General features: G+C 44.7%; 19 protein-coding genes. 8 read left to right on the top strand and 11 right to left on the bottom strand.

Annotated elements, in window-relative coordinates; all coding sequences use genetic code 11:
- Positions 1-31: 31 nt before the first annotated feature.
- The 6 genes from ABDV94_RS03670 to ABDV94_RS03645 form a co-directional block, all read right to left on the bottom strand.
- Positions 32-940: a lipase family protein gene (locus tag ABDV94_RS03670; protein WP_343604861.1), complete on the bottom strand. Its 909-nt coding sequence runs from the start codon at positions 938-940 to the stop codon at positions 32-34.
- A 146-nt stretch (positions 941-1,086) separates the two neighbouring features.
- Entirely contained in the window at positions 1,087-1,650 is a 564-nt protein-coding gene (locus ABDV94_RS03665) for a DUF4256 domain-containing protein (protein ID WP_343604859.1), read from the bottom strand.
- An 18-nt stretch (positions 1,651-1,668) separates the two neighbouring features.
- The gene (locus ABDV94_RS03660; RefSeq protein WP_343605351.1) at positions 1,669-2,247 is read right to left on the bottom strand and encodes a YdeI/OmpD-associated family protein; all 579 of its coding nucleotides are present in this window, start codon (positions 2,245-2,247) and stop codon (positions 1,669-1,671) included.
- 30 nt (positions 2,248-2,277) lie between these two features.
- The gene (locus ABDV94_RS03655) at positions 2,278-2,658 is read right to left on the bottom strand and encodes a DoxX family protein (RefSeq protein WP_343604857.1); all 381 of its coding nucleotides are present in this window, start codon (positions 2,656-2,658) and stop codon (positions 2,278-2,280) included.
- 6 nt (positions 2,659-2,664) lie between these two features.
- Positions 2,665-3,132: an SRPBCC domain-containing protein gene (locus ABDV94_RS03650; RefSeq protein ID WP_343604854.1), complete on the bottom strand. Its 468-nt coding sequence runs from the start codon at positions 3,130-3,132 to the stop codon at positions 2,665-2,667.
- Positions 3,133-3,140: 8 nt separating this feature from the next.
- Positions 3,141-3,467 (bottom strand): metalloregulator ArsR/SmtB family transcription factor, encoded by a 327-nt coding sequence (locus ABDV94_RS03645; protein WP_343604853.1) that lies wholly within the window; start codon positions 3,465-3,467, stop codon positions 3,141-3,143.
- A gap of 340 nt (positions 3,468-3,807) precedes the next feature.
- On the opposite strand from ABDV94_RS03645, the gene ABDV94_RS03640 reads away from it, so the two are divergent.
- Positions 3,808-4,134 carry a hypothetical protein gene (locus tag ABDV94_RS03640; protein ID WP_343604852.1) on the top strand — a complete coding sequence of 109 codons (327 nt, stop codon included), beginning with the start codon at positions 3,808-3,810 and terminating at the stop codon, positions 4,132-4,134.
- 132 nt (positions 4,135-4,266) lie between these two features.
- On the opposite strand, the gene ABDV94_RS03635 is transcribed toward ABDV94_RS03640, so the two are convergent.
- The gene (locus tag ABDV94_RS03635; RefSeq protein ID WP_343604850.1) at positions 4,267-4,623 is read right to left on the bottom strand and encodes a DUF5655 domain-containing protein; all 357 of its coding nucleotides are present in this window, start codon (positions 4,621-4,623) and stop codon (positions 4,267-4,269) included.
- Positions 4,624-4,731: 108 nt separating this feature from the next.
- Between ABDV94_RS03635 and ABDV94_RS03630 the strand changes: the two genes are divergently transcribed.
- Positions 4,732-5,199: a MarR family transcriptional regulator gene (locus ABDV94_RS03630; protein ID WP_343604848.1), complete on the top strand. Its 468-nt coding sequence runs from the start codon at positions 4,732-4,734 to the stop codon at positions 5,197-5,199.
- Positions 5,196-7,790, top strand: coding sequence for a phosphoenolpyruvate synthase (gene ppsA / locus ABDV94_RS03625; RefSeq protein ID WP_343604846.1), 2,595 nt, complete (start codon positions 5,196-5,198; stop codon positions 7,788-7,790). The genes ABDV94_RS03630 and ppsA overlap by 4 nt, the downstream gene beginning before the upstream one ends.
- A gap of 13 nt (positions 7,791-7,803) precedes the next feature.
- Here the strand turns inward: ppsA and ABDV94_RS03620 are convergent, their stop codons facing one another.
- A complete protein-coding gene (locus ABDV94_RS03620) occupies positions 7,804-8,031 on the bottom strand; it encodes a phosphate ABC transporter substrate-binding protein (protein WP_343604844.1) in 228 nt (75 codons plus the stop codon).
- Positions 8,032-8,336: 305 nt separating this feature from the next.
- Here ABDV94_RS03620 and ABDV94_RS03615 point away from each other — a divergent pair, with 305 nt between their 5' ends.
- From ABDV94_RS03615 to ABDV94_RS03605, 3 genes are read left to right on the top strand one after another with little or no spacing between them, the layout of a single operon-like run.
- Positions 8,337-9,728 carry a tyrosinase family protein gene (locus ABDV94_RS03615; protein WP_343604842.1) on the top strand — a complete coding sequence of 464 codons (1,392 nt, stop codon included), beginning with the start codon at positions 8,337-8,339 and terminating at the stop codon, positions 9,726-9,728.
- The gene (locus ABDV94_RS03610) at positions 9,721-10,590 is read left to right on the top strand and encodes a DUF2182 domain-containing protein (protein WP_343604840.1); all 870 of its coding nucleotides are present in this window, start codon (positions 9,721-9,723) and stop codon (positions 10,588-10,590) included. Before ABDV94_RS03615 ends, ABDV94_RS03610 begins: the two co-directional genes overlap by 8 nt.
- A gap of 39 nt (positions 10,591-10,629) precedes the next feature.
- Positions 10,630-11,112: a hypothetical protein gene (locus ABDV94_RS03605; protein ID WP_343604838.1), complete on the top strand. Its 483-nt coding sequence runs from the start codon at positions 10,630-10,632 to the stop codon at positions 11,110-11,112.
- A gap of 19 nt (positions 11,113-11,131) precedes the next feature.
- Here the strand turns inward: ABDV94_RS03605 and ABDV94_RS03600 are convergent, their stop codons facing one another.
- Together ABDV94_RS03600 and ABDV94_RS03595 are read right to left on the bottom strand one after the other, a co-directional pair.
- The gene (locus ABDV94_RS03600; protein WP_343604836.1) at positions 11,132-11,764 is read right to left on the bottom strand and encodes a T9SS type A sorting domain-containing protein; all 633 of its coding nucleotides are present in this window, start codon (positions 11,762-11,764) and stop codon (positions 11,132-11,134) included.
- Between the two features lie 65 nt (positions 11,765-11,829).
- Positions 11,830-14,217 (bottom strand): serine protease, encoded by a 2,388-nt coding sequence (locus ABDV94_RS03595; RefSeq protein WP_343604834.1) that lies wholly within the window; start codon positions 14,215-14,217, stop codon positions 11,830-11,832.
- A 636-nt stretch (positions 14,218-14,853) separates the two neighbouring features.
- Here ABDV94_RS03595 and ABDV94_RS03590 point away from each other — a divergent pair.
- Positions 14,854-16,764 (top strand): lipoxygenase family protein, encoded by a 1,911-nt coding sequence (locus ABDV94_RS03590; protein ID WP_343604833.1) that lies wholly within the window; start codon positions 14,854-14,856, stop codon positions 16,762-16,764.
- 29 nt (positions 16,765-16,793) lie between these two features.
- Here the strand turns inward: ABDV94_RS03590 and ABDV94_RS03585 are convergent, their stop codons facing one another.
- The gene (locus ABDV94_RS03585) at positions 16,794-18,575 is read right to left on the bottom strand and encodes a hypothetical protein (RefSeq protein ID WP_343604831.1); all 1,782 of its coding nucleotides are present in this window, start codon (positions 18,573-18,575) and stop codon (positions 16,794-16,796) included.
- Between the two features lie 108 nt (positions 18,576-18,683).
- Here ABDV94_RS03585 and ABDV94_RS03580 point away from each other — a divergent pair, with 108 nt between their 5' ends.
- Complete coding sequence (locus tag ABDV94_RS03580) at positions 18,684-20,561, top strand: hypothetical protein (protein WP_343604830.1); 1,878 nt, start codon at positions 18,684-18,686, stop codon at positions 20,559-20,561.
- Positions 20,562-20,608: the final 47 nt, after the last annotated feature.

Raw genomic sequence — 20,608 nt, 5'->3', positions numbered from 1 at the left:
TTTTACATCAAATAAACAAAATTTCTGCTTTTCAGGAATCGCAAACTGTTCCACCACAAACAGCTTTCATGTAGCGGTATCCGCAGCCCGGATGATGCGCATCAACAACGGAAGAAAACTGTCCTGTCATCAGGTGGTCTCTAATTGCTTTGATTCGCGTAGTTTCTCCCGGAACCAGCGGATTTACTTTTCCTTTATGGTCAATATACCGGAGATACCCGACAGGCTCATAATCCAGGCTTTTCATTTCATTCAGTAATTCAACAAATTTCTTTGGCAAACCCGGAAGTGTTTCCAGTAAGTCCACAAACTCGGGATTGGGAGGAAGAAGCGGGATGATATCGAGGTAATTCTCATACCGGATGGCTTTCGGGAAGAGCTGGCTGTAGCTTTTTCCAAATGCGAGATTTCCGGGATGTGGTCCGGCAAACGTAATGACCTGCTCCACATTCAGCAAACCACTTTTTTTGAAGAACATCCCGGCAATTGGTGCAATTCCACCACCTTTACTATGACCGGTAATGTACACCGGAAGTCCGGCTCCCTGATCCAGCTCCTTAACCGCTTTGAAAATTCCGTCTCTCAAGGCCGTAAAAGCAAACGCAAAGCCAGCATGTATTTCTCCTTCAATATCCGGGTATTTGGTAGTCGGCATAAAAAAGTCCTGAATCCAATCCAGGATGGAATCCCAATGGAGGGCAGGAGGTAGCGTTCCTCTGAAAGCAACTATAATTCCGAATTCGGTTTTGCCCACCAATGCCGCTTCGATTTGTAAATCGGTGATTACATAAGGTGTTCCAATAAAACTTACAGCCTTGTATTCTTTTTCATAATCGGTTCCTGTTGCCGGGTCATACTGACCACTACGATCTTTGGGATTGATTGCATAAGCAGCAACAGATGCGCATAACAGCTTGCATGGTAAAGAAATGGTACTCATATCATCTATGGTTTTCGGGTTAAACGAAGCCAAGTTAATGAGTTACAGGCTGTCAGACACCGGTAGAAATACGCGTATTTCGAAATCAGATAGTTTTATCCTCCTGCTGCGTCCGGACGTAATTCCGCAATATTACGTCCACCTGATTAAACTTTCAATTTTCCACGAAACCCACGTGCTGCATAGTAAGAAGACGCTCCGTTGTGATACAGGAAAACATGGTCATAACGGCGATCGCAAAACAGCGCTCCGTCCAATTCCCGGATTGCGGCAGGTGTTTTCACCCAGCTGGATGTCTTCAGATCGAACTTACCCAATTGCTGTAGTTCTCTGTAATCTTCTTCCGTCAACAGTTCAACTCCCATTGCCTGTGCCAGGTCTTCCGCACTGTTTTCGGGTTTGTGTTCTTTTCTGGCATCCAGAGCTGCACGGTCGTAGCACAGACTTCTGCGCCCTTTCGGACTTTCAGCCGAGCAGTCGCAGAAAATGTATTCATTCGTTTTTGCATCAAAACCAATCACATCCGGTTCTCCTTCGGTCAGTTCCATTTCATTCAGAGACCAAAGTTTTCCGGGATTAGCCCGTATTTTTTGCTCAACATCCTGCCAAATCAACCCTTTATGGCGGTTCATGTGTTTTTCAAAGCGTGTTTGCAACACCTGTAATAAACCGGATTGTTCTTCAGCCGACACTTGCTTTTGCTTACTCATATTTTCAGGGGAATTTCGTTAATCATTTAAGCCACGGCCGTTCATAATGGCTTCCATACTTTTTTCGATGCGTGCTTCGCGTGTTTTTACCTGTTTGGGCTGCCCGAAATGGAGCAGGTAAGCCCGCTGTCTTCCGGGTGTCAGCGCTTCAAATGCTTTTTTCAAAGCCGGAAGTTCGTCCAGTTTTGCCTGAAATTCTTCCGGCATGGCAAATTCGACCGTTTTTTTCATTTCCACCTTCAAGCCAGCTTTTTCCACTTCGACAGCTTCAAAAATGGTCGCTTTCAGGATCTGCTCCAACGCCGTAATTTCCTCCAGGCTGGTAAAACGCACCTGTCTTGCGGCCTGTACATTTTCCGTCTGCTGAATCAGGATTCCGTCGGAATTTTTCAATAATGCGCCTTTCGGGAAGAGCAATGCGCAATATTCCTTGAATCCATGAATCAGTACCACATTCGATTTTTGGAACGTGTAGCAGGGAACACCCCATTTCAATTCTTCCGTGAGTTGGCAATCCAAAACAATCGTTCGCAACTTCTCATATTCTTCCTGCCATTTTCCGGCTTTATGGAAGAAGAAATCCACTTTCGGGTTCATCTGACTCATGTATTCAATCTTTGAATAAAGTTACGCAACTGAAACAACTTTTCTACTTGCCGGTCTCAAATACCAGGATAATCCTGTTAAAACCAAAAGCAAGATGGATGGAAACGTTTCGCTGAACGGATGTGCAGAAACCAGGTGCGAGAATGCCGCTCCCGACATCGCAAAAAAGAACCCGGCATACGCCCATTCCTTCAATACAGGAAGTTTCGGCAGCAACACGACCAATACTCCCAAAATCTTCCAAACGCCCAGCCAGGTCATCAGGTAAGCCGGATATCCCAGTTTCTCAAACATCAAGACTTCTTCTTTCATTCCCACCAACTGCACAATGGCACTGGAAGTCATTCCAAGCGACATCCAAACGGTAAAAATCCAGTAAGCTATTTTCGTACTCTTTTTCATCTGCTCTTATTTAAGTTGGTTTCCAATTTCCTGCAGGCGGTTATGCGCCATGTTGATTCCCTGTGCGAACGGGAGTTGTAACTGTTTGTCCCGAAGCTCCACCGACCGGTAAACAATCTGCATGGTCAGTTTACTGGTATCGTCGGTTAATGCTTCAAAATCCAGGAATTCCAGTTGCGGTTGAAAAGGGGAGTTCTCCATTTCAAAAGTCCGGATAATCTGACGATCCGGAATCAATTCATGAATGGTTCCGTTCGCCTGGAAAACCACATTTCCCTGCTGGTCGCTGGTTTGAAACTGCCAGCCACCGTGTTTTTTATTTTCCAGTTTCAACACTTTAGTTCCCATCCATTGCTCCACAATCCCAGCTTCAGTATAAGCTCTGAATAAGAGATCCACCGGTAGGTCAAATTCACGGGTAATCGTGAGTTCCTGCCTGCCGTTTTCGGCATCAATTTTCGTTTTTCGTTCCATGTCCTGATTTATTGCTTATTTGTTTTGTACTGCTTCATGACTTCTTCCAGTTTATTGAAGCGCTCATCCCACATCTTGCGGAACGGCTCAATAAAATCTGCTATATCTTTCATTCCCAGGGCATTTAAATGATAGTAAACCTCTCTACCGTTCTGTTCCTGTTTCAGCAGTTCGCATTCGGTCAGAATCTGCAAGTGCTTTGAAACCGTAGGCCGTGCCGTATCAAAATTGGAAGCAATGGCCCCCGCCGTCATGGATTGACCTGCTACCAGCAGCAGAATCGCTCTCCGGGTAGGGTCTGCTATTGCCTGAAAAACATCTCGTCGTAAATTCATTATGTAGTTATTTGACTACAAATATATGTGTAGCCATTTAGCTACACAAATTTTTCATTCATTTTTTCATTAAAAAAGACCGAACCTCCAATAAGAAACCAGATCATCGGTCTGAAAAAGTGTTTGATCAAACATCAGAAAAGGGAACACTGATCGAAGCCAGGCTGAAGCATTACTGCGGTACCATTGATGCAGAAGATCAGGTTATTGAAAAAAAAATTCATTCGATTAACCAGTCACAGCAAGGGATTCACGTTTCTTAACAATCTTTTTTTTTGATCCGCTGTAACAAATGAGAAGTGAACAGGTCTTACGGGAAACCAATCAAAAAATTGAAGATATGAAAGCAATCGTCTTATTCACAAGCTTACTTTTCGCAACTAGTTACACTGCACTGGCAGGAAACGGAGAAACATTACTGGACCGCATCATGCACCGAAAAATTTCGTACCCTGAAGCTCTCAGAGCAAAAGGAATCGAAACCACGGTGAACGTAAAAGTGCGTGTGGTAGCAGAAAATCAACTAGAAATTGTTGAAATCACTTCCGACTCAGAGGAAATGAAAGCTGCAGTAGAAAAACAAGTGAAACAAATCAAATTGAGTGTACCGCAAAACCTGATCGGGAATACTTTTAACTATACTTTCAAATTCCAGGTACAGAAATAATAATCCATATATTCGAATGACTGGAATCAGGAAATGAAAAACGGCTTATGGCCGTTTTTTTTGTTTCTACCACAGACGTAATATTGCGGAATTACGTCCAGCTGTTCATACCAGGCAAAGACCGAAAATCTCTCACCCCTCCAAACTCATCCGCATAAATCCTTTCACTTCCTCATTCACATCTTCCAACTGTAACATCCGGAAATGATGATTAAACTGGCCACTTCCCGGAACCTGACCCACTTTTTGAAAACACAAATTATCGTGAAAGGGCTGTTTGAATGGAAAAACCACGTGAATGAAGTTCTTTCCCAACTGAGTGATCCAGGCCACACGTCTTTGTCCGTTATCAATTGCAATCATGGTTTTGGTCGGCTCCAGCGTAATTGCACCAAGCGCTTCATATTCCTTCACAAAATGTGTAAACAAACTCAGCGTGTACTCCGATTTTCCCGATAGAAAAACGTCAACGGATCGATACTCAGACATATTCATAGAACCAAGATACAACCTTCGGACTGAAATCGTGAAAAATAGTTGGATTACATACCTCGTTTTATTTATCTTTGCAACTAAGATATTTATTAGCCAAGATAAATGAGCGATCCAATTACAATCATCCGGAAGTTAACTCAGCGTTATGCTTATACCTCTATTCAAATGCACGAAGCGGTAGCACGCCGGGCAGGACTTTCCGGAACCGACCACAAATACCTGGGTTTCCTGATGGAAAAGGGAACCATGACCGCCGGAGAACTGGCCGTACTAACCGGATTGACAACCGGTGCTGTAACGGGTTTAATTGACCGGTTTGAAAAGAAAAAACTGGTGAGCAGGCATTTTGCTGAAAACGACCGCAGAAAAGTGATCATCAAAGCCAATACAGACAACATTATGGCGCTTTTGCAGCCGCTTTATGCCGATTTTCGAAGTCGGTCGGAAAAGCTTACGGCTTCTTTTTCCGAAGAAGAGGTCACTGTAATCGAACGGTACTTTTCGCAGGCAATCGACCTCATGAATGATGCAATTAAGCAATTGAATAATCCCAAACCGGAGAACAAATGAGAAAGGATTCATATGTGCTCAATTTCAACGAAATTGATAGAAAATCACTACCAATTGCAGGTGGAAAAGGCGCTAGCCTGGGAGAATTATCCCGGATTGAAGGAATCCGCGTTCCCGACGGTTTCTGCATTACGACGGACGCTTATCAGGAATTAACGGAAAACCATCCGGAACTGAATTTATTACTGACCGAATTGGAGCAGCTTCCCGCCGAAAACCATAAAGTAATTAGTGAAACAAGTAATCGTATTCATCAAATAATCACCAATATAGAAATACCACCGGTTATTCAAAAAGCCATTTCAGACCGCCTCCTGACATTCGGTGAAACAGATGCTTATGCTGTTCGTTCAAGTGCCACTGCTGAAGACCTCCCAACAGCTTCTTTTGCAGGTCAGCAGGATACTTTTCTGAATGTTACCGGAACGGAATCCATCCTGAAACACATCCCCAAATGCTGGGCATCGCTGTTTACCGAGCGGGCGGTGACTTACCGGATTCAACACGGTTTCGGACATCGGCAAATACAGCTTTCAGTCGTGATTCAGAAGATGGTCTTTCCACAAGTTTCCGGAATTTTGTTTACCGCCGATCCCATTACTTCCAACCGGAACATCTCATCAATTGACGCCGGTTACGGATTAGGCGAGGCTTTGGTATCCGGTTTAGTCAATGCCGACACTTACCGGATTCAGGGCGGACAGATTACCGACCGGAAAATCCCATTGAAAAAGCACGCAATTTATCCGCTTCCGGAAGGAGGAACCATGGAACAGGAATTGGAGCCGGAAAACCAGCGCGAACAGGTATTGACAGATCTGCAAATCCTGGAACTGGAACGGATCGGAAGACGCATTGAGGCTCATTTTGGTTATCCGCAGGATATTGAATGGTGCCTGGACAATGGCGTTTTTTACATCGTTCAAAGCAGACCGATTACAACTCTATTCCCGGTTCCGGAGGTGGCAGACAATGAAAAACAAGTATATGTATCTGTTGGTCACCAGCAGATGATGACCGATGCCATGAAACCGCTTGGTATTTCTTTCTGGCAATTGTCTACTTCCCACCCGATGCACACGGCGGGCGGAAGGTTGTTTTTGGATATTTCCAAACAGCTTGCTTCACAAACAGGAAGAGATTCGCTACTAAACACACTAGGAAAGTCGGATCCACTCTCAAAAGATGCCTTGACGGACATAATGGAACGCAATATCATTCCGCTTTCCAGTGAACAAACCCAACCGATCACCAACAAACTAACTTCAGAAGTAACACTTTCAAACGATCCGGAAATTGTGACGGAACTAATCCGGAAAGGCAGGCAGGCAATTCAGGAATTACACGAACAAATCCGGACAAAAACAGGATCGGGGCTCCTGGATTTTATCCGGGAAGATTTGGGTAGACTCCGGCAACTACTCTTTGATCCGAAAGGTTTCCAGGCGTTGATGGCTGGTATTACGGCTTCCGCCTGGATCAATGAGCACATGCAGGAATGGCTGGGCGAAAAGAATGCCGCTGATGTGCTTTCCCAATCGCTTGACAATAATGTGACTTCTGAAATGGGACTTGCATTGATGGATGTGGCAGATATCATTCGTCTGTACCCGGAAATCAGAACCTTCCTGGAAAATACGCCGGGAGAAGATTTTCTCCATGAAATCAAGGCATTCAACGGAGGGGAAGTTGTTCACGAAGCGATTACGCATTTTTTGGATCAATACGGCATGCGCTGTGCCGGTGAAATTGACATTACCAAAACGCGCTGGAGCGAAAAACCAACGATCCTGATTCCATTGCTTCTCAATAATATCCGGAACTTCGAACCACAGGCGGGGAAACGGAAATTTGAACTGGGCAGAGCTGAAGCACTGGAAAAAGAACAGGAATTACTTACGCGATTGAAACAACTCCCGGATGGCGAAGAAAAGGCTTCCGAAACCCGGCAAAGGGTTGCACAACTCCGGATTTTCAGTGGTTACCGCGAGTATCCGAAATACCTGATGATCAACCATTATTTTGAGTACAAACAGGCACTCATGAAAGAAGCTGAAAACCTGGAATTGACAGGTGTTCTGAGCAGTAAGGAGGACATTTTCTTCCTTCGCTTCGAGGAATTACAGGACATTTTCCGCACCGGGAAAGTCGACCAGCAGCTCATACAGCAAAGAAAAGATGCGTTCAAAACGTATGAAAAATTGACACCGCCCCGTTTCATCACATCCGACGGTGAGGTGATCAGCGGCCGCTATAAACGGGAAGATCTTCCCGAAAATGCACTTGCCGGGCTGGCTGTTTCAACCGGAGTAATCGAAGGACGGGCACGCGTGATCCTCACCATGGAACAAGCCGTTTTGGAAGAAGGCGATATTCTCGTAACCACCTTTACCGATCCCAGCTGGACACCGCTGTTTGTCTCCATCAAGGGATTGGTGACGGAAGTCGGTGGTTTGATGACACACGGAGCAGTTATTGCACGTGAATACGGACTTCCGGCAGTTGTCGGGGTGGAAAATGCAACCAAACTCATCACGGACGGACAACGAATCCGGGTGAATGGAGGCGAGGGCTGGGTGGAAATCCTGTAAACAAAGTCCTGCTTCATAATTTCCATTGTTTCATCCGCTGTTTCTTCCAATTCCGCTGCCGGTTGGAAATCGTGGAATTATCGGTTTCCCATCCATGTGGAAAACAACGGGAACATCCGCGCTGATCTCCGAAATACAGACGGGAAATACGGGTGTTCGAAAACCGAACAGGGAAATCGATCAGTCCCCATTTATTAACTCCAAACGCCTGACGCAGACGCTTGTTTGACTTTTGTAACATCCTTCTATTAAGTTTTAAACCTAATAGAGTGCGCCTTTTCGATAATTGGATCTTTTTTGATAAAGCATTGACTGATCAAAATGGTTTTGTCTGTTACAGACGCAGAAGTCCTTCTTTTGGTTGTCCGAAAAGATTTCCTAACGCTTCAGTTTGCCTGACACAAGTACTTTCGCAAGTTTCAAAAACAGGTAAAATTACTTATTGACAGTGCATTGCTACTTTTGTACTTTTACCCCGTCCGGCAGCTGAATACCATACACAACAAGCTATTCAGCTCCGGAAAGTAACCATATTCACTATACATTATGAAAGAACGAAAAAACGTTTACAAGCTTCCGTCCGGCGACAAAACGCTGGAATGGTATTCAAAAGCGGTTGCAGTCATGAAAACACGACCTGCGACTGATCCTACAAGCTGGTATTACCAGGCAGCCATCCATGGATTTTATGCCTCCAATCCTTTCTGGAGTGGAGTAGGAACCCTGCCTCCTTTGAGCGAGCGGGACACTTATTGGGAAAGATGCCAGCACCAATCGTGGTACTTTCTTCCCTGGCACCGCATGTACCTGGCTTATTTCGAACAAATCGTTGCACAAGCAGTTGCAGATTTAGGCGGACCAACAGACTGGGCACTTCCTTTTTGGGATTACTCTGAAATCAGCAATCCTGAAAGGCTGGATATTCCGGCTGCGTTCACGACCCCAAACGATGATTCCAACCCATTGTGGATGCCGGGTCGAAACAACCAGGTAAAAGCAGCAGACACCGTTCTCACTGCATTGGACATCGACTTTTATACCACGCTTTCCAATGGAATGACCGGATTCGGAGGGCCTGTTACGACATTTCATCATGGCGGCGGTTACAGCGGCGGACTTGAAAGCTTGCCGCACAACAAAATCCACGTAGACATCGGCGGAGCAATGGGTGATCCAGACACCGCAGGACTCGATCCGATATTCTGGCTTCACCACGCAAACATCGACCGTTTGTGGCAAGTTTGGTTGAATTTAGGAGGTAACCGTCACAACCCTACTAAATCAGATTGGCTGGATTTTTCCTTTGATTTCCACGACAAAGACCGAAAACCGGTCGTGATCCAGAATAAAGACGTGCTGGATACACGCAAAGTACTTTCCGGGTATACTTATCAGGGCGTGCCGGTGAAAAATACCGAACCGGTTGTCGAGTCAACTAAAAAGCTGGTAAGACGATTTGTACCACCTCTGGATATCGTTGCAGCTTCGGATAAAGCTCATGAACTCACAAAAACAGGTGCTCAACTATCCCTTGAACTGTCTCCTTCGAGAGCGAAAGCAACAGCCCTCAAAAGCGCCGGACTACTTGAAAGAGCGGGTGATAAAAAGCACATTTTGCTTCGTTTTGAAAACATCAAAGGAACGGGAATTGCACCGGTTTATTCTGTGTACATCAATGCTTCGGATAAGGATGGGAACAAGCAAGCCAATTATGCAGGATCCATTGCACTATTCGGGTTAGAACGTGCTTCAACCAGTGACAAACACCATTCCGGAAGCGGGCTGAACGAACAGCTGGATGTGACAGATTTAATCGCACACCTCCGAACACTGCCCAACTGGGATGAGAAAAAACTGGACATCAGTATCAAACCGGATCGGGAAGTAGGTGATAAGGTAACGGTTTCAATCGGACGAATCAGTTTATACAGTGAGTGAATCGTATGAAATAGCGAACCGGTCGCGGGAAAAAACAACCGATTATGTTGCACAGATCCGCATTTTTCTGGCTGCTCACCCGGAATGGTGGACGTGGCTTGTGAGTGCGTCTGTTTGGGGAATCCTGATCGTCTATACTTACTTTTCCGCGGATCATTTCGCTGCATCTTCACAACCGAAAAATATCATTTTATGTCTCTCTTCCGGCCAGTACGGAGGGGAGACCTTTTCTTCCGCCGCCGAAGTCACACAAACAAGTGTTCAAGACAGTATTTACGCTACCATTTTTTCAGGAATGATTCCGTGGGCTTTGATGGTCTTTGCTATGATGTTTCCTTTATTGAAATATCCGATCAGGCATGTCGCTTTTTCTGTCCGGCAAAGAAACCGTACCCAGGCCATTGGGATTTTCCTGCTCGGATATACGTTCATCTGGAGTATTTGTGGCATCTTTTTCCGGCTGATTCCGGAATTTTCAGGAAACATTTCTACCGGGTCTTCGCTAAACGTGCAGAACCTGGCCGCAGGTTTGATTTTCTTACTCGCAGCCATTGTCAGCTGGCTTCCATCAAGGAAGATCACTATGATGAAATGCGATATCACCCTGCCCATTCGTCTCAACGGGTGGTCTTTATTTAAAGATTCAATCGTTTACGGGATCAAAATCGGGACCAACTGCATCCGCATGTGCTGGATTCCGATGATTGGGCTGATGCTCGTTCACCATTCTGCTTTATGGATGCTGGCCGTTAGTCTTACAGTAGTCATTGAACGATACTTTGTCCCTCCCGGCAGCAAATCAATCGGGTACGTCTGGGCACTTTTAGGCGGCATCGTTTTAGGTTCCGGTATTATGCATTAAATCCGTACCTTGTACTAAAGGCAACAAGACAGCAAGCATATGCGCGAACAAACTTCAGAAACGATTGCGATCCTGCAACATACCGATGACCTGGTACTCCGTTCAGGGCCTTCCACACTGGAAATCCGGTTTGCTGACACTCCGGCGGCACATTCCGTATTGCAACAATTGGCTTTTTCGTCGACTGTTTCTGCCCTTTCGCTCCGCATTCTGCACATCCGCGGCTACCATGTTTTTCCGTTAATCGATGTTTATCTGAATGCAAAAAACGCCCCTTTTGACGAGCGTTTACAGGTCGGTTCAATGGCTTTGTATGGCCTGAGGGGAAGCTCAACAGCAGATTCAAAAAATCCGGGAACAGGTTTGCATGAAAGCTGGGACGTGACCCGTGTATTTGAAATTGCCGCCCGGCAAAAAAACTGGTCTTATCACTCTTTTACCCTGACTTTTGTCCCGCAACATGCCTTCCCGGAAGGTGCGGAACTTTCGTTTGAACGCATTGAATTGGTTGTTTTTAACTGATCGAACGATCCCGTTTATCTTACCGTTTAATAATTCGCTTGATAATCAAATCAGTTGACGGGGTTTTCAGCACCAAAAAATAAGGCCCCGGGGAATAGTCGGAGAGATCCACGGTGAAATTCTTTTTCCCGATTACTTTTTCTGACAACCGTTTGCCTTCCATCGAATAAACAGAAATTTCTTCTATTTCAACCCCGGCTCGCACATCCATCGAATTGTTTGCCGGATTGGGATATACTTCCACACTTTTTCCCTTATTGAGTTGTTCTCCGATTCCTAAAATTTCGGAAGAATACAAATGGAAAGTGTCTACCAGCATCGGATTTGACGGATAGGGGCAGACTACTGATGTATCGTGAAAAGAGTTGATCTCCAGTGCAAACGGAAACGGAACGTTTAAATTGATGACGGTATCATAGGGAAAAACCATCTGGTTCAGCGGGCATCCTTTGAAATACAAGTTGAGAACCTGCGTATTATTCATATCATTCAACGCGGTCAATGTGATCCCGGACAGCTCCATTTGCGGCCTGATCCCTTTGATATAAACGGAACTTGAGGGACTACCGATTGTCACAGCTACACTGTCAATTGTTTGCGAAAAACCAAAAACGGGCAGGAGCAATAAGCCGAAGAGAATGATCTTTTTCATGCGATACGTTATTTGATCAATGCAAGGCAGGATTACCCAACCCCGCCCTGCATTTGATTTACCTATTATTGAACTAAAATATTTCTGTAATCGACCACATTCCCATCGCAAATCAATACAACAGCATATTGTCCTTTTGCATAAGCTGACACATCGATTGTTTTTGATTTCACGGATGTGTTCAGGATGTATTGGTTCGATGTTCCGGTGAACAACGGCACAATCATCACGTATGCAGAACTTGCTTTTTGAGCGGTGTACTCCACATTGATGACAGTACTTGAAGGGTTGGGAGAGATGCTGTTGATTGCAAACTCTTTGACCTTCACTTCCACGTCATCGTAATCTTTGAATCCGTCGATAGAAGCGATTACCTCCAATTTGTATTTCGTAGTCACATCCGGGGTAACGGTAAAGTCTTTACCGGTGTACACCAGGTTACCGCTTTCATCATACCAATTGTAGACTGCCTGTTCTCCAATCGGATATGCACTCAACGTGGTACTGCTCAGTTGCTCGATTTCTTCGTCTTCGCCTGCATTCGCTACGAAAAGTGCTCTTTTTTCTGATTTATAGATTTTGTAGGTTTCTCCGCCCACCACCGAGTTATCGGAGCTTTGTCTTTGAATGACACAAAAATCGAATTCATTTTGATTGCTCGCCTGCTGTGTTAAGAAGTTGAAAGCCACATGTACCAGGTTTCGCTCATTTGGCGTGAATGCCAGGTTCTGCAGTTTTGCATTCGGTCCGGTCATCACCAACTGGTGTTCCTGCGGATTAGCAACTTCTATGTTTTCAGACTGATACCCTGCATGTACCCATTTATCCCACAACGCAGCATCCAATGTGATGCGCACTTCGGCTTCAGCTGTAACCGGGTTTCCGGTAAAATAATCCGGGTTGGTGAACTCAAGAGTATACACTCCGCCGTGATCCCATGAATCACCTACAAGCACTGTAGCTCCGGTATGAAGTGTTCCACCCGGCGCGATATTGGTCGGGTCGAGATCCACAACAGACAGGTTTTTCCACACGATATTATTATTGTTATTTACATTGGCTCCCAGGTTCACTGTTTCAGCTACGGTCATTGGATCACCTGCCGCAACAATTCTGGACAACAGACAGAAATGATGTGGCTCTTCAGCCCAGAACAACGATGGATCACTTGTTAATCCTCCGACGTAATTTGCCGGGTTTGGCGGGTTCCACGGGAACGTAACAATGGTCGCATTTCCAGGTTGAATCACCGGCAATGTAATCGTTCCGATTACTCCTCCAAGCGGGAATCCGCCACTGGTAAGCACCGAACCATTCCAGTTACTCGGCCATCCCAATGATGTTGCAGCTTTCGCCCAGTACAAGGTTACTTTTTCTGTTCCTGTAGAAGCGACACATCCTCTGTTTCTGATGCGCACATACACATAATCGTGGTTGGATGCAACCGCATAGTATTCCGGATCCTGGTGTACCTGGTTTGCGATACCGTCATTTTGCCGGCGTACCCAAATGTCCTCACTTTCCCACAGGTTGCTCACGTTGCTGGGCTCTCTCCCCATGTCCCACGGTTTGTCTTTGGAATACAAATCCAATCCTGATTTACTGATGGAAAAGCCTGTAATGCTCTGAATCCATGGTGCGTAATTCCGGATATTGGTATACACTGTCGGCAATTGGTCTTTCGGCCAGTAACCCCAGCTGGATGCACCCAGGTTAATTTTGTTCCCGTTTTTATTAATCACAGCCGGGCCACCGCTGTCACCTGGTCCAGCACCTGTTCCCGAATTGTAAAACGAGATCATGTTGGACGAGATATTCTGCGTGTAAGCGGCATTGTACGCTGCATTGATAGCCATAGCTGTAGCATTCGTAACAAACGGGATCGTTAATCCCTGCAGATACGTTGCAACTCCGCACGAATTACAGGTAATTCCCCAACCGGACAAATACACGTTATTCCCCGCATTGTAATCCGAAGTATTGGTATTACAGCTATTTGCATATTCAATCGGCATGACGTCGTTATTGAATTGCAAAGGTGTTGCAAGGTGCAGTAATGCCACATCATTCTCCGAATTGGAACTGTTGTAGCTCGGGTGTACATAGATGGCATTTACAGCGATATTCTGTCCGGCACTGCTCGTTTGGTTATTGCTTCCGGCGTGAATGATTGTATTGGATGTGGTTGCTCCTCCCAGTACCACACAGTGGGCAGCGGTCAGGATCCATTGGTCGGAAATGATTGAACCTCCGCACGCATGACTCCCACCAATTTTCATGGAAACCTGGTAAGGTGCTGCTGAGATTGGAATCGTTGTTCCTCCCAAAATATTTGAAGTTCCATATCCCCAGGAATATCCGTTGCTTCCCGCAGGAACATTTTTTGTCTGGGCCAAAACACCTTTATTAAAGAGAAAAAGTGCCGAGAAAACTACTAAGTATTTGTATTTCATCTTGATTCATTTTTGTTGTGAATAGTGATTTTGTGAATGTTTTTTCCAATGAAATCAGGGTTTCAAGGAGGGTGTCTTGATTTAAGACTCAGTGAGCGTGTGTTTGTTTTCATAGCATTTCCTGCAACAGTTCGTCATAAATAGCCGGCAGGAACAACTAAATGGTCCTATTCCGTGTGCCAGCCAGATCCAGGTTGCAAGGCAATATTGATTATCTTCGGACAAAACAGGCCTATTTCATCCGTTTTATCCGAATCATGCAGTTTAACCAGCGAGGAAAAGAACAGCGTTTTCCCCTCACCAATTCAGGCATTCCATTTTCAATATGTTAAGACATCTGTCATTTTCCGGATGAGCACGGGATTTCCGTGTCGAACCGGCGAATTGCGGACGTGAATAGTTGTTACATCAATCATGCACCAGGTACATGTATTTTCAAATATAAACGATTATTTCACTGGTAATGAATCACTCCATAGTTTTAACAGAAAAACCACAAAACGTGTAAAAAACTTATTATTCGTATTTTTTACATGTTTTTAATTTCATGTATTTCTACATTTTTCAATAAACAGGTATAAACACCTGGTTTCGATTCAACTGTTTTCTGTTCATTTGCCTCTAAACCTTTCAACTATGAACTGGAAACTAATACTCCTGGTACTACTCGTACTTGCCCTGGTTGGCGTAGCGGTATATTACTGGCGTTTAACCAAAAATTACGGGAAACACATTTTCAAACTTCCGTTAAGAGACCTGGGATATCCCAATATTCCTGCGGTTCCTTTTCAACTGACCGAAACAATCGGTACACTGGCCCGCTTATTACTCCGGGCTTATGCCATCACACAGGCCAAATGGGGAATGAGCAACGAATACCGCATCGGTGATCAAACCGCCAACGGGTATACCTTTCAATATGGCCGGGGAACCAACTCCGACTCAGAAAAGATGTCTGATCTTCAATCATTGAGAGATGACCTCAAAAAATCGTCTTTGAAACGGGAACTAATGCCCGACCGGGTTAAAAACCGCTTGAATACCTTCACGCATCCGGTTAGCGCCGCTCAGTCCGATCCACTGACGTTGCTTTCTCTGACAGACCCCGAACAGTTTACGATGTCGTGGACAACTTTTAATTACGTTTACGAGAAAGGGCAGCAGGTGCTTCCTGCAATGATCGAAACGATGACTTCGGCTGCAAGTGCCAATCGGTCATTCTGGCCCACCATTTCCCAACACGGATTTGCGTTCAATTTGCTGATTCTTGAAAAAGTGACTCCTGAAATGGCTTCCGATTACAAAGAAGTATTCGGAAATGCCTGGACTTCCGCGGAAGAACAATTGATGAACGACGGAAAACTGTATGCCATCGACCTGCGGATGTTTGCTTCTTTACCTGCCAACACGGTGAAAGACGCGCCACGATTCACTCCCGCAACACTCACATTACTGGCTCAGCAAGCCGATAAATCACTGCTTCCGGTTTCCGTAGCGGTTTCCAATCCGGAGGCATCTTCAGCATACGTCGTTTACCAATACGGTGTCTGCACGGATGGTTCCTGGCTCTATGCGCTCATGGCAGCCAAAGCTTCCATCACGGTATATGGAATCTGGATCGGACACGTGTATCACTGGCATATCGTCTCGGCGGCTTTATTAATGACTTTGAACAATACCGTAGAAGAAACACATCCTTTACGGATATTTATGGCTCCGCAGAGTGATTTCGTGATTCCGTTTAATGATGCATTATTGCTTCTATGGAAACAAATCGCACCGCCGACATCCATTAGTACAGCCGAACAGTTTATTGCTTTGATGGACCGGTTTGCAACCGGTAGAACCTTCCTGCAGGATAATCCGGATGAAATGCTTGCTCAAAACGGCATTCAGGCAAGTGATTTTTCCAATGAAAAGGAGTGGGATCAATTTCCGATTGCCGGAGAGATTTTATCCGTTTTTCATGCTTCGGAGGCATACGTGCGCGTGTTTGTAAACCAAACCTGGGAAAGCGATGCCGCTGTGGTGGCCGACAAACAAGTCCAGGCCTGGGTTGCAGCTTCTTCTGATCCGGCAAACGGCAATGTGGCGGGAATTCCATCACCTGACAGCCGCGAAAGCCTGATCACTATTCTCAAAAGCCTCGTTTTCCGGATCACCGTTCACGGAGCATCCCGCCTGAACAGCACGGCAAACCCGGTATTTTCCTTTGTTCCGAATTACCCGCCCTGTCTGCAACGCACCGATCTTCCTGCTCCGGATCAGGAACTTTCTACAACCGAATTATTGAAATATCTTCCTCATACCGGTACAATCGGAGAAATGGTAACCTTCCTGTTTACATTTGTATTCTCAGCTCCATACGTTCCGTTTATCCCTGTTTCGGGCAGTGAAACCGAACTGATTTGGCCGGGAGGTACGGATGACCCTCGTAATCAGGCTTTAGTCCGGTTCCGGCAGTTTATTGAAGATTTTATCGGTTCATACGAAGGCGACACGGAAACAGCACAAATTCATCAATGGCCCCGAAATATTGAGACGTGAGAAAGGCTGGTTGTCAATCCGGAAAGGGGTTAGATCCTGATGACACTTTTCACATAGTGACTTTCCTCTTTTGTAAAGCCATAGCTTTGCATTAAGTTTTTAAGTTCGTCTGCCGAAAAGTACGGGTTGTATCCTTTATGGTAAAAAACATGGAACAATTGCCGCGACACCAGTGTCAGCATCCGGGATTCCTCCGGACTCAAGTTCTTTTTAACAGCATGCTCACGTGTTCGGATGAGATCCAGTTCCGAAACACATTCCATGAATTCACTTTTCGGGAGTGTGGAAATACTTTTCAACTTCAATGCTTCCTGGAATTCTTTTTCAGGAAGCATCAGCGTACGGAAACGGATCACAGAATCTTTCTTCGATTCAATGGCTAACTCCTCAATGGATTCATACCAGGGGAAATCCAAACTATTTCTTCGGAAGTCACTAGCATACAGTCTGCCGGATTTGCTGAGAATAATTTTTTTGGCAGGATCGGTCGTATTCAGGTAATCATACATCAGGTAGAGCGAATCTCTTTGAAAAACGATATTCATCTTCTTTCGTTTGGATACCTGGTCTGGATTTGTGAGATTCACACGAATAAAACTGATTCCGTCTGCAGTCACCTCGACCGCCTCAACTTCGTCCTTACGTTCCAGGTTGAGGTAGTAATACCTGCCTGTTTTGAGCGTTCCTCTATAGCGAAGCGGAAACAACTCTTGCGAGTAAGCCGTATCAATGATACCATCCGGACGAGTCATGTATACCGTTCCATCCATACCTGTAAACATTCCTTTTGCAATTGCTTTGTTAATCAACGGATCAGAACTCACTATTTTTTCAGGGCTGAAGTTCACAGTGGAAATCGTGTATGAAACCTGGTTATCTTTGAAATAATCATACGTCCACCGAAAAGTCTTTTCATGATCAAACTCCCATGAAAGCACCTCTTTTTTTGCTTTGAACACGAGATTTCCCCGTTCATCAAATCTGAAATGACAATCATGTTCCTTGTTTTCAGAAACGACTATCGAATCTTTGAGCTTTCCGTTGGAATAAAACGTGAAGCGCGAAACAGGAAACGTTTTTGCAGAAACGGAACCATCCTTTTGATAAACGACTACTTCTTTCGGACGATCCAGGTTGTAAAAATCAAACTGATCTGAGCTGTAAGTCGCATTCTGAATCAATTCCTGAACAGCACCAACTGTGTACTCTTCGAAAGCATGCATCTGCAATTTACAAACAGCATGAAACAAGGTATCCACAACCACGTCATTTCTTCTGGAAAAATGCCAGCGGTGAATTTCTGCCGCCGTATTTGATTTCAGGAAGATTGTATCCAGCTTTTCAAGCATCTGATTCTCTTTATACGGGATTTGCACTCTGAAAAGGAATACCAGTTCTTTCTTTGCGCCGGCAAAGAAAGGTCCCATTCTGAATGTCTCAATACTATCAGCATTTATCCTGGTTTCATAACCCGTTTTGATCCCATTGGTATAATTTCGTCTAATCAGATCAAGTCCGTAATGCTCTGTTTCTTCACCATCTTTAACTCCCATTTTGTAGGTCGTCGACGTCTTCACTCTCCCGGAACCATCAACTATTTTCAGGACTCCATCAAACACCTTGTTTTTGTGAAAACCAGAAGCTTCCAGTCGATTACCACGGTATCGAACGTATGTTCCGTCAGCTCTGTATTCTTCACGCACTTCCTGATTATTCTGTCCCTTTGATTTAGGAGAGTCGATTTCAATTTTCTGAGAAAAAGTAAACGTATTAAAAAGAATCAGGCAGAAAAGGAAAATAATTTTTTTCATCTCTCAAAAATAAAAAAATCCAACCGGACGGAACGTGTTTTCCAATCATTTCAATGTCCATGATTCTTTAGCTAAATTGCTTATCTTTGAATGTATAAACCGATTCCAATGCTTTCGAAATCTGCCTATCTCATCATTTGCTCCGTCTTTCTTTCGCTGTCCAATTGCTGGAGTCAGCAACAACCACTGAATGACATCGATTACCTTGCGGATCATGCGGTTTTCTTTACAAACGGAATTCTCACCTACAAGGAAAATGGCAAGTACGGTTTTGTGTACAAGAATCACCCGCTTTCGGAAGCCATTTACGACACCATTTACAATTTCGGACAGGAACTTTGTGTGGTAAAACGTGGTTCTGTTTTCAACTTACTCGACCGGAATCTGAAGAATACCTATTATGAACCGATTCAAAGCATCGAGAAATACTATTCCGATCAAGAACATGCTTTTATCCTGAAAGTAACCAATACTCAGGGCTATTCCAGGGAATACATCACAGATTCCTTCAGCGGCTGGAGTGTGGCAGGATTCTTCCAGGGAACCACATTTCCCTTGCAACAGGATGCTTACTTGTACTCCAGGAGTATTACAGATTCCATTGACAGGGCAGACCAGTTCCCGGAAGCAAAGGGGAGGGGCGAAATCAAAGTTCTCGTAAATCAAAACACACGTTATCACGGCCCCTATGCCGAAGTTCTTTTTTGCGGAAACATGCTCAAATTTTTCCCTCAATCGGGAATGCCATTTGTCAAAGAGCGTCCCGGCTTGAGTGTGTCTGATTATTTAGGAGAATCACTGATTGTGTACCGCAATCCCGAAAAAAATGAACAGGTTATTATCGATGAAGCGAAAGAGGACACCCTTGCTGTTTCCGAGTTTAATTTTTCAAGTTTCATACAGGACGGACAGTTGTATCTGAGCAGTGTATCCTATGCTGAACACGGAACGATTGATCATGTAAACATATACAACAACAAAGGTATCTTACTTCATACTTTCACTCCCGGAATGGTTAACGGGCGGAAAAACAGAACCTGGTTCAACGGTGGAAGGATCTCAGAAGAAATCAGGTATATCCAAACCGGAAAAAGCGGTTATTCGGTTTATGCCATATACGCTGCAGCAACTTTAGAGCGCGTTTTGAATAACGTGACGGAGCTGGTTTCCAACAAAACCTATTCATTCTGCTATTCGCCCAAAAACAGAACCTATTTTTTGTTACGGGGTGGGGAAGTGATTTATTCCGTTCAGGTCAGCAAAGGAAATTACGCCACATTGAGTTCACTCGATGAAAATAATTTGTTTGAAAAAGAGCCGGCCTGCATCCGGATTATTTCAAAAGATGATCGCGTACTTGAATCCATTTTGGTTTCTGCATCCGGAAAAACACTCCGCAGAACCAATAAAAACACCTTTGGATTCAGTCTCAGTTCGAATGAGGATATTATCCAGGTTCATGAAATCCACAGAACGGATGACACCAACAAATGCTTCGGGCTTTATACTCCCGAAAAAGACAGTGTGTATTGGTTTCCGATAAAAGACCTGGAGGTTTATGCGCTCACAAAGGATGTTTTACATTATCACAATACGCTCGAATCCCAGAACTATTTGAGCAACCGAAAAGGAGACACTTTGCTTACTTTTAATGAGCAACAGCTTTCATTCATCCGGTTAAAAAACGGTCATTTTCTGCTCACGTTGTACAATGACACGATCATGTCTGTATACAACGATCATTTCCAGCTTCTGTGCGATCAGTGTGACATTTTTCCGATCAACGCAACCAACAATATCGGTAACAATATCACAACCCTGATATTGGCCCGGAGAGACGCTCAAAAAACATTTTACCAGTTGGTTGACGAACAACTGAATCCGATCAATCCCAACCATTACCGGGCCGTTTTGAGCGGAGTAGGGAACCTGGTTGCGCTGCTGACCGAAAATGACACTATTGAGTATTGGATGATCGGGGAGTAAGTGATTCTCCATTCCCCACATCAAAATCGGGAATGATTCTTACTTTT

Origin of the sequence: Fluviicola sp. (assembly GCF_039596355.1) — a bacterium.
Taxonomy (GTDB): domain Bacteria; phylum Bacteroidota; class Bacteroidia; order Flavobacteriales_D; family Crocinitomicaceae; genus Fluviicola.
The sequence above is the reverse complement of the archived record's forward strand: the minus strand, read 5'-3'. Positions and strand labels throughout refer to the sequence as shown.